At 71.7% G+C, this 12,044-nt stretch carries 11 protein-coding genes; 6 read left to right on the forward strand and 5 right to left on the reverse strand.

The genetic code is table 11. The annotated features are described in order from the left end of the window. The first annotated feature begins 1,058 nt into the window (after positions 1–1,058). Together CLV71_RS47575 and CLV71_RS47580 are read left to right on the forward strand one after the other, a co-directional pair. Complete coding sequence (locus CLV71_RS47575; protein WP_166664032.1) at positions 1,059–2,093, forward strand: hypothetical protein; 1,035 nt, start codon at positions 1,059–1,061, stop codon at positions 2,091–2,093. A 49-nt stretch (positions 2,094–2,142) separates the two neighbouring features. Then, the gene (locus CLV71_RS47580) at positions 2,143–3,324 is read left to right on the forward strand and encodes a hypothetical protein (RefSeq protein ID WP_166664033.1); all 1,182 of its coding nucleotides are present in this window, start codon (positions 2,143–2,145) and stop codon (positions 3,322–3,324) included. A gap of 63 nt (positions 3,325–3,387) precedes the next feature. Here CLV71_RS47580 and CLV71_RS10895 read toward each other — a convergent pair whose 3' ends face one another. Together CLV71_RS10895 and CLV71_RS10900 are read right to left on the reverse strand one after the other, a co-directional pair. Continuing rightward, on the reverse strand, positions 3,388–4,554 hold the full coding sequence (locus CLV71_RS10895) for a class I SAM-dependent RNA methyltransferase (RefSeq protein ID WP_133902505.1): 1,167 nt from the start codon (positions 4,552–4,554) through the stop codon (positions 3,388–3,390). Next, positions 4,551–6,569: an APC family permease gene (locus tag CLV71_RS10900; protein WP_133902506.1), complete on the reverse strand. Its 2,019-nt coding sequence runs from the start codon at positions 6,567–6,569 to the stop codon at positions 4,551–4,553. Before CLV71_RS10900 ends, CLV71_RS10895 begins: the two co-directional genes overlap by 4 nt. Before the next feature lie 104 nt (positions 6,570–6,673). Here CLV71_RS10900 and CLV71_RS10905 point away from each other — a divergent pair, with 104 nt between their 5' ends. Beyond that, positions 6,674–7,339, forward strand: coding sequence for a potassium channel family protein (locus CLV71_RS10905; RefSeq protein WP_133902507.1), 666 nt, complete (start codon positions 6,674–6,676; stop codon positions 7,337–7,339). 25 nt (positions 7,340–7,364) lie between these two features. Further along, positions 7,365–8,021 (forward strand): potassium channel family protein, encoded by a 657-nt coding sequence (locus CLV71_RS10910; RefSeq protein ID WP_133902508.1) that lies wholly within the window; start codon positions 7,365–7,367, stop codon positions 8,019–8,021. A gap of 28 nt (positions 8,022–8,049) precedes the next feature. Here the strand turns inward: CLV71_RS10910 and CLV71_RS10915 are convergent, their stop codons facing one another. Further along, positions 8,050–8,958, reverse strand: a complete 909-nt coding sequence (locus CLV71_RS10915) for an SDR family NAD(P)-dependent oxidoreductase (RefSeq protein ID WP_133902509.1) — start codon at positions 8,956–8,958, stop codon at positions 8,050–8,052. A gap of 71 nt (positions 8,959–9,029) precedes the next feature. On the opposite strand from CLV71_RS10915, the gene CLV71_RS10920 reads away from it, so the two are divergent. Next, the gene (locus CLV71_RS10920; protein WP_133902510.1) at positions 9,030–9,653 is read left to right on the forward strand and encodes a MerR family transcriptional regulator; all 624 of its coding nucleotides are present in this window, start codon (positions 9,030–9,032) and stop codon (positions 9,651–9,653) included. Here the strand turns inward: CLV71_RS10920 and CLV71_RS10925 are convergent. Both CLV71_RS10925 and CLV71_RS10930 read right to left on the reverse strand, forming a co-directional pair. Further along, entirely contained in the window at positions 9,650–10,405 is a 756-nt protein-coding gene (locus CLV71_RS10925; protein ID WP_133902511.1) for a DUF3159 domain-containing protein, read from the reverse strand. The two genes, CLV71_RS10920 and CLV71_RS10925, sit on opposite strands and share 4 nt — an antisense overlap. Continuing rightward, entirely contained in the window at positions 10,402–10,776 is a 375-nt protein-coding gene (locus CLV71_RS10930) for an OB-fold nucleic acid binding domain-containing protein (protein ID WP_133902512.1), read from the reverse strand. Before CLV71_RS10930 ends, CLV71_RS10925 begins: the two co-directional genes overlap by 4 nt. Positions 10,777–10,941: 165 nt before the next feature. Here CLV71_RS10930 and CLV71_RS10935 point away from each other — a divergent pair, with 165 nt between their 5' ends. Further along, positions 10,942–11,601, forward strand: coding sequence for an alpha/beta fold hydrolase (locus CLV71_RS10935; protein ID WP_243866351.1), 660 nt, complete (start codon positions 10,942–10,944; stop codon positions 11,599–11,601). Positions 11,602–12,044: the final 443 nt, after the last annotated feature.

Here is a 12,044-nt window from a genome sequence, read left to right on the forward strand (position 1 = left end):
CCTTCCAGCAAGGACAGTCCCTCCCGGACCCCGGCACGCCCCGCCACCGAGACTCCGCGTCGGGACCAGATCCACGACCCGAGCCCGCAGGTGAGCCAGAGCCAGGCCTCCGCACACGCAGGCGAGGCGAGTCCACGGCCCGCTTCGGCACGCCACACCACCGCGACTCGGTGTTCGAACCAGACCCACACGGACCACCACAACCGAACCCCGGCACGCAGTCACGGCACGACCCGGCACCCCAGCCCGACGCACCGCACCACCCCGACCAGGACCGCCAGCCGGGAGAGCACCGCCCAGAACCCACACGCCGCCGCAACTCGATCTTCACGCCAGAGCCGCCGACCCAATCCGAACCAAACCTCCGCCCCCTGCCGCGCCGCAACCCAGCACCTCGTCCCGAGACGCCTCACCGCAGCGAGCAGACCCTCGAGTCGGCTGAATCCCACCGAGAACCCGCACACCACCGCGACTCGGCATTCGAACCACACCCGCACGAGCCACCTCGGCCAAACCCCGACACACAGACACGACACGACCCAACACCCCACCGCGAACAAAACCCCCAGCCAGCCGAATCCCGCCCAGACCCCGCACACCACCGCGACTCGGCATTCGAACCACACCCGCACGAGCCACCTCGGCCAAACCCCGACACACAGACACGACACGACCCAACACCCCACCGCGAACAAAACCCTCAGCCAGCCGAGCCCCGCCCAGACCCCGCACACCACCGCGACTCGATCTTCACGCCAGAGCCGCCAACCCGACCCGAACCGCAGCCGGATCCACTCCTCCCGCAGCGGCCGGAACCAACACCTCGTCCCAGGGCATCGCACCACCCGGAGCAGTCGGACCAGCCTCTCCAGGAGACCGCCCTTCCCCGCCGCCGCGACTCGATCTTCGACCCGGAGCCGCCGCCCCCCGAACCGGCAGCTCAACCGCCGACCCTCCACTCGACACCGCGCAACGTCCCCGCGCCGCCGTCCGAGGCAGCACAGCTCCCGTCACGACAGTTCCACCAGGACACCGCCACCCCTCGCCACCGCGACTCGGTGTTCCAACCGGACCCACCCGAGCCTGCCGACCTGTTCGAGCCGCAGTCGCAGCCCGAGCCGCGGCCCGAGCCGTCGTCCGAGTCGGTCTACCGGCGCAGGCGTGCGGCTCCGGTCCGGCACGAGCCAGAGCCCGCACGCCACGCCGAGCCGGCGTCCCCGCAGCCCGATCCCTCACAGGCCCAGCCGGGATTCGACGCCGAGCGGCTGTTCCGGCCGGAGCCCTCGGCGGAACCGCGAGACCCGGCATCCGACGACACCCCGGCTCCGGCCGACGAGGCATCGTCCGCGTCGCTGTTCGAGCCCGCCGACGAGGCGACGCCCCGGCGTGCGGTGCGTACCCGGCGCGGTCGACCGCCGGGATCCGCGGGAGACGTGCTCCAGACCGTCCTGGTCGGGCTGCCGCTCGCCGGGTACCTGCCGCTCTGGCAGGAGGACGGCGTCACCTTCTGGCGGATGACCGACCCCGACGCGGTGCGGTCCCGGCTGGGCGCGGGCATCGGGTCCCGGTCGGAGATCGACGAGCGGCGCTACCGGGAGGCCGCGATGCTCAGTCCGTCCAGGGGCACCCTGTTCATGATGAACCGGACCCGGGACGAGACCGGGCACCTCGGCGGGACCAGCACGCAGCTCGAGCCTGCCACCCGGGAGGAGGCCTACGCGGCGGTCGACGACAAGGCCGTGTCCGAGCTGTACGCGTGGCTCGGCGAGGTGGTGCTCGCGTCCGTTCGGCGCGGGGAGTTCGTCGCCGTCGAGTCGGGTGGCTGGGAGATACCCATGCGGCCGGTCGTGCTGATCATGCTGCGGACGGACGGGCGCGACTGGCACTCCGTCGTGGAGACCTCGCCGATCCCCGAGGGGGCACCGGTGTGGCGCGACCAACAACCGGTCGACGGGGACACCCAGGTGCTCGCGTCGCCCGCGACGGACCAGACGATCAGGGCCTCCGGGCTGCTGACCAGGTTCGCCGTGGCCACGTGGGGTATGCACCCGTTCCAGCTGGGACTGTCGTTCGGGCCGAACCCGACGCTGTGATTCGGTAGGGTCAGGGCTCACGATCGGCCATAGAGGGTGGGGACCAGAAGTGACCGAGCCGCAGCCGGTGATGGCGCAGGCGGAGCAGGACCAGCTGACCAGACAGGTGGGGCGGGCGCTGCTGTCCGCGGCGGGGGCCGACTGGCAGCAGGTCAGGGCCGAGTACCGGTCGGCGGGGCGGCACGTCGAGGTGGACGTCTTCGTCAAGGGGCCGGACGGCGTCGAGCGCCCGGTGCGGCCACCGCAGGAGGTCGTCGACGGGCTCGGACGGCTGCGGCAGGGCATGTACCGGCCGGGCAGGGGCACGTGGCTGTCGGCACTGTACGTACTCGACCCACCGAGCACCTTCAACGCCGAGTTCGAGCCGGACGCCGAACCCCGCTGGCGCCGCGTCCCACCGCCGATCGGTTTCGCCGACGAGCTGCGTTTCTACCCCCGCGAGGACGACAACATCCCCGGGTGGCTACGCCAGCGGGCAGGACTCCCGGCCAAGGACGCGCCGGAAGCAGGCACCCCGGGCCAGGCAGGACCCCAGGGCGGCCCGGCACCCCAAGGCGGCCAGGGAGGGCAGGCACGCCCAGGCGGTGGCCAGGGCGGACCGGCGAGGCCAGGACCGAGCCAACCGGGCGGTCCGGGCGGTCCCGGTGGTCCGGCGAGGCCGGGCGCAGGTCAGCCGGGCGGCCCTGGTGGACCGGGTCAGCCGGGCGGACCTGGTGGATTCCCGATGCGACCGGGTGCTCCGGCAGGCGGACCGCCGACGCCACCACCCGGCATGCCCCGTCAACAGGGCACGCCGACACCACCCCACGGCCTCCCCGCCGGACCATTCACCGGTCCGGGAACCGCGCAGGCCGGACCGCTCCCCGGCGGAGCGGACGCGCCTGCCGCCCCACCACCCGACTCAGCCACACCTCAGCACCCCACACCCCCGCACGGCACCCCCACCAGCCCGGGACCAAGGCCGGCCGGAACATTCACCCGCCACGACGCCACACCACCCAGCCCACCACACGGATTCACCGCACCCCAGCACCCCACACCCCCGCACGGCACCCCCACCGCACCAGAAGGCGTGCCGGCCGGACCGTTCACCGGCCACGCACCGGCCAGCCCGCCACGCGGGTTCGCCGTACCCCAGCAGCCCACCCCGCCGCCGGGGATTCCCGCAGGTCCGTTCACCGGTGACGCCGACACCCAGGACCGCGGCTGGTGGGACCCCTCGAGCCGCTAGGTACTGAAGGCGTCCTTCGTAACGCCCAGCGTTACGAAGGACGCCTTCAGTACGGCCGGAGGCCTAGGAGCGGGTGAACAGCGCCACACACTCCACGTGGTGCGTCATCGGGAACGCGTCGAAGGCCCGCAGCTTCTCCAGGGTGAAGCCCTCCGACCGGAACGTCGCCACGTCGCGGGCCAGCGCCGCCGGGTCACACGCGATGTAGACCACCCGCCGGGACGTCCTCGCCGCGATCGCCTCCACCACCTCACGGCCGGCGCCCTTGCGCGGCGGGTCGAGCACGACCACCGCCGGGTCAGGACCCTCGGCCGCCCGGAGCACGGCCTCGACCTTGCCCGCGAGCACCCGGACCTGCTTCAGGTCCGCCAGGTTCTCGGCCGCCTCCACCGCGGCGGGCCGGAAGGACTCGACCGCCATCACCGTCCCCGTCGGCCCCACCTGCTCCGCCAGCACGGACGCGAACAGCCCCACCCCCGCGTACAGGTCCCACGCCGACTCGCCTGCCTCCAGACCCGTCCAGCCCTCGACCACCTCGGCGTACACGTCCGCCGCGTCGGGATGGGCCTGCCAGAAGCCGTCCGCCGACACCCGCCACTCCCTGCGGGCCGCGCGTTCCACGGCTACCCCGCCGCCCTCACCGTCCACCGCCACGTGCGTGTCGGCCAGGGCGTCGACCGACACCGTCAGCGCCGCGCCCGCCGGCCACGTCCGGTCCGCCACCGCGTCGACCGTGCCGTAGGCGGAGATCGGGCAGTCCGTCACCGGTACCACGCGGTGGCTGCGGTGTGCGCGGAACCCCGGCCTGCCCGCCGAGTCGACGGTCAGCCGTGCGCGGGTCCGCCACCGCAGCGGGCCGCCGGGCAGCTCCTCCACCTCGACCGGCCACGTCACCCCGGCCAGCCTGCGGAGCTGCTCGGCCACCACGTCCGCCTTCAACGCCCGCTGCGCCGCCCACGACGCGTGCTGCCAGTCACAGCCACCGCACCCGCCCGGCGCGGCGACCGGGCACGGCGCGGGCACCCGGTCGGGGGACGGCGCCAGCACGGCGACGGCGTCCCCACGGCAGAACGAGCCGCCCCTGTCCTCGGTCACCTTCACGACCACGTGCTCGCCGGGCAGCGTGTGCCGGACGAACACGACGCGCCCCTCGTGCCTCGCCACACAGTGTCCGCCGTGGGCGACCGCCCCGACGGACACCTCGAACCTACGGCCCAGCCACGAGTTCACTTGGTGTCCTTCTTCTCCGAAAGGCCCCGGCGCACCGCGCCGGGTGCCAGTTCCTGACGATCCCGGTACCGCTGCTTCAACCGCTCCGACGACGCCAGCTGCCACGGCACGCTCGTCACCATCACGCCGGGCTGGAACAGCAGCCGTCCCTTGAGCCGCAGCGCGCTCTGGTTGTGCAGGAACTGTTCCCACCACCGGCCGACCACGTACTCGGGAATGTAGACCGTCACCACGTCACGCGGGTTGGCCCCACGCACCCGCTTCACGTACTCCAGCACCGGCTTCGTGATCTCCCGGTACGGCGACTCGACGACCTTCAGCGGCACGGAGAAGTCCTCCTTCTCCCACTGCGCCACCAGCTCGCGCGTGTCGGCGTCGTCGACGTTGACCGTCACCGCCTCCAGGACGTCCGGGCGGGTGGCGCGGGCGTACGCCAGTGCGCGGCGGGTCGGCAGGTGCAGCTTGGACACGAGCACGATCGCGTGGTTGCGCGACGGCAGCGTGACCGTCTTCGTGTCCAGCTCCGCCTCACGCAGCTCGGCGGCGACGCGGTCGTAGTGGCGGCGGATGGCGGTCATCAGCAGGTAGATCGCACCCATCGCGGCGATGGCGATCCACGCGCCCTTGGTGAACTTCGTGATCAGCACGATCACGAGGACCGTCCCGGTCATCGTGAGGCCGACGGCGTTGACCGCGCGCGAGCGTCGCATCCTGCTCGCCGCCGCCCGCTCGGGATCGGCTCGCAGCAGGCGGTTCCAGTGCCGGATCATGCCGCTCTGGCTCAGCACGAACGACACGAACACGCCGACGATGTAGAGCTGGATCAGCCGTGTCACCTCGGCGTCGAACGCCACCACCAGCACGATCGCGAAGCCGGCCAGCCCGACGATGCCGTTGGAGAACGCCAGCCGGTCACCACGCGTGTGCAGCTGCCTCGGCAGGTACCTGTCCTGCGCCAGGATCGAGCCGAGCACGGGGAAGCCGTTGAACGCCGTGTTGGCCGCGAGCACCAGGATCAGCCCGGTGAAGAACACGACGTACCAGATGGCCGGGTCGAACCCGCCGAACACGGCGTTCGCGAGCTGCGCCACCAGTGTCTTCTGCTCGTAGCCCGCGGGCGCGCCGACGAGCTGGCGAGCCGGGTCCTCGGCGATCTTCGCGCGCGTCGCGGCGGCCAGCATGATCAGGCCGAGGAACATGACGATCGCGAGCACGCCCATCAGCAGCAGCGTCGTCGCGGCGTTCTTCGACTTCGGCTTGCGGAACGCGGGTACGCCGTTGCTGATCGCCTCGACCCCGGTCAGCGCCGCGCTGCCGGACGAGAACGCACGCAGCACCAGGAAGACCAGTGCGAAGCCGGTGAGGTGGTCGCCCTCCTCCACCAGCCCGAAGCTCGCGCTCTCCGCCGGGATCTCCTGGCCGAGCAGGACCACCCTCGTGGCGCCCCAGACGACCATCGCCAGGATGCCGACCACGAACGCGTAGGTCGGGATCGCGAACACCGTGCCGGACTCGCGGATGCCGCGCAGGTTGAGCGCGGTGAGGACCACGATCGCGCCGACCGCGAACTCGACCTTGTGCGTCGCGACGAACGGCACCACCGAACCGATGTTGGCCGCGGCCGAGGAGATCGACACGGACACCGTGAGCACGTAGTCGACCAGCAGCGCGCTCGCCACCACCAGCCCGGATCTCGGCCCGTGGTTGACCGTCGCGACCTCGTAGTCACCGCCACCGGAGGGGTAGGCGTGCACGTTCTGCCGGTAGGAGGCGACGACGGCGAGCATCAGGAGCACCACCGCGAGCGCGATCCACAGGCTGTAGGTGTAGCCGGCGACACCGGCGACCGACAGCGTGATCAGGATCTCCTCGGGCGCGTACGCCACGCTGGACATCGCGTCGGAGGCGAACACCGGCAGCGCGATGCGTTTCGACAGGAGCGTGTGCGCGAGGCGGTCGGTGCGGAACGGACGTCCGACTACCAGGCGCTTCAGCACGGACGCGAGCTTGGGCACGAGTGGGAAGCGTAGGCGGTCCAGTCACCGGGATGGAGCAGCCACCGGTAGGTTCTGCATCGGACGTCCGACATTGGGTCGCGAACACCGAGGAGGGCCAGGTCGTGCACGTGGTGATCATGGGCTGCGGCCGGGTCGGCTCGTCGCTCGCGGCCGCGGTGGAGCGCCTCGGCCACACGGTCGCCGTGATCGACAAGGACGCGCAGGCGTTCCGCCGCCTCGGCAGCGACTTCCACGGCCAGCAGGTCGTCGGCGGCGGCTTCGACCGCAGGGTGCTGATCGAGGCCGGGATCGAGCGGGCGGGTGCGTTCGCGGCGGTGTCCAGCGGCGACAACTCCAACATCATCTCCGCGCGGGTGGCACGGGAGACCTTCGGCGTCGAGCACGTGGTCGCGCGGATCTACGACGCGAAGCGGGCCGAGGTCTACGAACGGCTCGGCATCCCGACGATCGCGTCGGTTCCGTGGACCACCGACCGGCTGATGCGCACCCTGTTGCCGGACGGCGTCGCGTCGGCGTGGCGGGACCCGACAGGCAAGGTCGCGGTCGTGCAGGTGCCCGTCCACGAGGGCTGGGTCGGCCACACGGTCGCCGAGCTGGAGGCGGCCACCGGCGCGCGGGTCGCGTTCATCATGCGGTTCGGCACCGGGGTGCTGCCCACGCCGAAGTCGGTCGTGCAGCACGACGACCAGGTCTACGTCGCGGCCCTGTCCGGCACGGTGAGCGACGTCACCAACGCCGCTGCCCAGCCACCCGAGGAGGGGTCGTGAGCGGAGCGCGCGGGGAGGGGGCGTCATGAAGGTCGCCATCGCCGGGGCCGGGGCGGTCGGCCGGTCCATCGCGGCGGAGCTGATCGCCGGTGAGCACCAGGTGATGCTCATCGAGCGGCAGGAGAGCCAGTACGAGCCGCAGACCGTCGAGCAGGCGGAGTGGGTGCTCGCGGACGCGTGCGAGCTGGCGTCGCTGGAGGACGCCGGCATGCAGCTGTGCGACGTGGTCATCGCGGCGACCGGCGTCGACCAGGTCAACCTGGTCGTGTCGCTGCTCGCGAAGACGGTTTTCGCCGTGCGGCGGGTCGTCGCGCGGGTGAACGACCCGGCCAACGAGTGGCTGTTCAACGAGGCGTGGGGTGTGGACGTCGCGGTGTCCACGCCACGCATGCTGGCCGCGATGGTCGAGGAGGCCGTGTCCGTCGGCGACCTCGTGCAGCTGCTCACGCTGCGGCAGGGCCAGGCCAACCTGGTCGAGCTGACCCTGCCGGAGGACACCCCGCTCGCGGGGCGCCCGGTGCGTGAGGTCGTCCTGCCGAAGGACGCGGCGCTGGTGGTCATCCTGCGTGGAGGCCGCGTGATCGTGCCGCAGCCCGACGACCCGCTGGAGGCCGGCGACGAGCTGCTGTTCGTGGCCTCGGCGAACGTGGAGAACGAGATCCGGACGGCGCTCGGCTACTGAGCGGTCACCGGAGGACTCCGTCGGTCGGCTATCGCGGCGGTTCGAAACCCGGGGGCATGGTCATGGGACGTCCCGCGCTCATGGCGCCGTCGACGAGGACCTCCGTGCCGGTCAGGTAGCCGAACTCCGGGGTGGCCAGCGAGACCACGGCGGACGCGATCTCCCTCGGTTCGGCCATGCGGGGCAGGCCGTACACGTTGAGCGGCCCCCACGCCTGCTTGAACCGCGCCCACAGGTCGTCGGGGATGCCCGGCGGGCGGACCAGGCGGGTGTCCGTGGTGCCCGGGTTGACGGCGAGCACGCGGATGCCGCGCGAGCCGTAGTCCAGGGCCGCTACCCGGACGATGCCCTCGACCGCCCGTTTGCTCGCCGTGTACGCGCTGTGGCCGGGCCGCGTGTGGCCGGACTGCGACGACGCCGTGCAGATGATGACCCCGCCGTCGACGAGGTGCGGCACCTCGTGCCTGACGGCGAGGAACACGCCGCGCGCGTTGGTCAGGTGCACGTCGTCCCACTCGGCGACGGTGGTCTCGTGCAGGGGCTTGCCAAGGTGGATGCCCGCGTTGTTGAAGGCCACGTCGAGGCGGCCGTACCTGGCGGCGACGCCGTCCACGAACGACTGCACCTGGGCCGGGTCGCGGACGTCGGCACGCGTGTAGGTCGCCTCGCCGCCCGACCGGCGGATCTCGCGTTCCACCTGACGGCCCAGCTCCTCCCTGCGCCCGCAGAAGCCGACCTCGGCGCCCTCCGCGGCGAACAGGACCGCGGCCTCCCTGCCGATGCCCGAGGTCGCGCCGGTGATGATCACGACCTTGCCCGCGAACCGCCCCCGGCCGCGCCGCTCGTCCGCACTCGCCGAGCCCGTGCCCACGGCCAGCGCCGCCAGTCCGGCCACCGAACCACCCAGTACCGCGCGCCTGGAATGCCCCTCACCCATAATTCCTCCCAGATGGATAGTCGCACTGTCCGTTTTATGGATAGTGACACTCTCCACCTGAGAGGAGTCTCATGCGGATCGCGGAGCTGAGCCGTCGCACCGGGGTGCCGGTGGCGACCATCAAGTACTACCTGCGCGAGGGCCTCGTCCCGCACGGCGAGCGCACCAGCCCGAACCAGGCGCGGTACGACGAGTCGCACTTACACCGGGTCCGTCTCGTGCGGGCGCTGGTCGAGGTGGGCGGCCTGCCGATCGCGACGGCACGGGAGGTGCTGACGCTCATGCACGAGCCCGGACGCGGCAGGCTGGAGTCGCTCGGCAAGGTCCACTTCGCCGTGCAGCGGGCGCGTCAGCCGCACGCCGAGGCGCCCAGCGAGGAGTCCGTGGCCAGGGTTGCCGCACTGGTCGCACGGCGGGGCTGGCGGGCACGGGAGACCAACCCCGCCAGGACAGCGCTTGCCGGTGTCCTGGACCACCTGGACCGGCTCGGTGAGCCGGACGCGCTCGGACTGCTCGACTCCTACGCCGACGCGGCGGAGCGGCTCGCCGGTGCCGAGGTGGCCACGCTGGTCGGGTCGGAGGTGGACCACTTGGCCGAACGGGTGGTGATCATGACCGCGCTGGGTGGCGTGCTGCTGGACGCGCTGCGTGCGCTCGCCCAGGAGTCGGCGGCCACGGCGGCGCTGGAGTCCTAGGCGCTCTCGGGTTCGGGCTTGCCCGAGTACTTGGCCCGCAGCCGTTCCTCGATCTCGCGTTCCTCGGCCTCGGCGTCCGCCTCGACCTTCTTCACGCGGTGGCCTGCCCTGGTGACCGCCCACACCGTGACCACGAGGGCGACCGCGGTCAGCGGGTAACCCATGGCGAGCCGGGCGAACGCCAGCCAGCCGGTGTGGTCCGCGTCGTAGAGCCAGCGCTGCACGACGAACCGGGCGGCGAACACGAGCACCCAGGTCAGCGTGGCCATCTGGTAGGCGAACATGGCCTTGCGGTCGGCCCGCCACGCCATGCCGTGCCCGTTCAGGTAGGACCAGATCACGCCGACGAGGGGGCGCCGCACGAGCATCGACAGCAGGAACACGCTGCCGTACACCAGGCTCGCCCAGATGCCGAACAGGAAGAAGCCCTTGGCCGAGCCCGTCCGGTACGCGATGAACACGGCGACCCCGACGCCGATGAAGCCGGAGATCGCGGGCTGCAGCGGCTCCTTGCGGACCACGCGGACCACGGTGATCAGCGCCGCGCTCCCGAGCGAGCCCCAGATGGCGACCGTCAACCCGAAGATGGTGTTGAGCAGCACGAAGACGAGCACGGGAACCGACGAGTAGATCAGCCCGCTGATCCCGCCCATCTGCTCGAGGAGAGTCTGTTCCCTCTCCTCCTCGGGGGTGGCGGGAACCTCGTCCGAGGTCTCGGCGGGCTCGACGGTCTTGTCGGTCTTCTCAGTCATGTAGTCGTCTGCAGCTCGTAGTAGGGGTTGTAGAGCACCTTGCGGCCGTCCCGCATGGCGATTCTGCCCTGCGCCTTGATCGTCCGGCCCGGTTCGATGCCGGGGATCCGGCGGCGACCGAGCCAGACTAGTGTCACACCCTCTGTTCCGTCGAACAGCTCGGCCTCGAGTGTCGCGACCGCGTCCCGGGGGCTCAGCTCCACACTACGCAACCGGCCGAGCACGGTTACCTGCTCGCCCGACCGGCAGTCACATGCCCTGCGTGCTCCGACCGCCTCGACATGTTCCGACAGGTCGTCGGCGTCGAGCTCCTCGACGTCGCTCGTCAGTCGTTTGACCAAGCGGCGGAAGGGGCCCTTCCCGGTGCCCATCTATGGCGCTCCTGTTTTCATGGGGGCCGGCCCCGACTTTCCGGCCCGGACCAATCCAGCGTAACCACCCAAAGCACTACCTGGTGGAGGATCCAGCACGTGAATGTTGCGGAACCGGGACGTGTAGAAACCGCCGTATTGCTCCCCGGCACGGGTTCGGACGACGTGTTCGTCAGATCCGTGTTCGAGGTGCCCCTCGCGGCCGTCTCGGTCCGCGTGGTCACCCCGAAGCCCGTGCCAGGACGGATGCTCGCACAGGCCTACCTGGAGGCCGTCGACGAGGCCGCGTCGGACGGCCCGGTCGTGGCAGGCGGGGTGTCGTTCGGCGCCCACCTGGCGGCCGAGTGGGCACTGGCGAACCCGGACCGCTGCGCCGGCCTCGTACTGGCCCTGCCCGGCTGGCACGGCAGCCCCGGCGACGCCCCTGGCGCGGTGTCGGCGAGGGCGGGTGCCGAGCTGGTGCGCACCCGGGGCGTGGACGGTGCGCTGGCAGCCGCGACGGACGGTGTGCCGCCCTGGCTGGCCGCCGAACTGACCCGCTCCTGGCGCGGCTACGGCGAGGGCCTGGCCGACTCACTGGCCGCCCCCGCCGAACGTCCGGCACCGACACTCGCGGAGCTGTCGACCCTGAACGTCCCGGTGGGCCTGGCAGCGTGCGTCGACGACGCGGTCCACCCGCTACCGATCGCGAAGGACTGGCTGAACGCCCTTCCCAACGCCACGCTGTGCACGACCAGGCTCGCCGTCATCGGTGTGGACCCGGAAGCCCTCGGCCGAGCCGCGGTACTGGCCTGGTTGCGAGCCAGCCACCCCGCACCGTCTTGACGAATCCCCGAGAAAGCCCCGCTCCAAAAGCGAAGAGACCGTGCAACCACGCTGCGCGTGAGCGGGCCGCCGGCGTCTGGACTGACGAGCACGGAAGCCCCTGCGCGAGGAACGAGCCCAGGGACTTCCGCGCGCAGGAGGGAAGACGCCGGGAGAAGGCCCGCTCACCGCGAGCGGAGCGAGCCAATGTCACCGTGAGCGGGCCGCCGGCGTCTGGACTGACGAGCACGAAGGTCCCTGCGCGAGGAACGAGCCCAGGGACCTTCGCGCACAGGAGGGAAGACGCCGGGAGAAGGCCCGCTCACCGCGAGCGGAGCGAGCCAATGTCACCGTGAGCGGGCCGCCGGCGTCTGGACTGACGAGCACGAAGGTCCCTGCGCGAGGAACGAGCCCAGGGACCTTCGCGCACAGGAGGGAAGACGCCGGGAGAAGGCCCGCTCACC

The sequence above is a fragment of the Actinophytocola oryzae genome (assembly GCF_004364325.1).
Taxonomy (GTDB): domain Bacteria; phylum Actinomycetota; class Actinomycetes; order Mycobacteriales; family Pseudonocardiaceae; genus Actinophytocola; species Actinophytocola oryzae.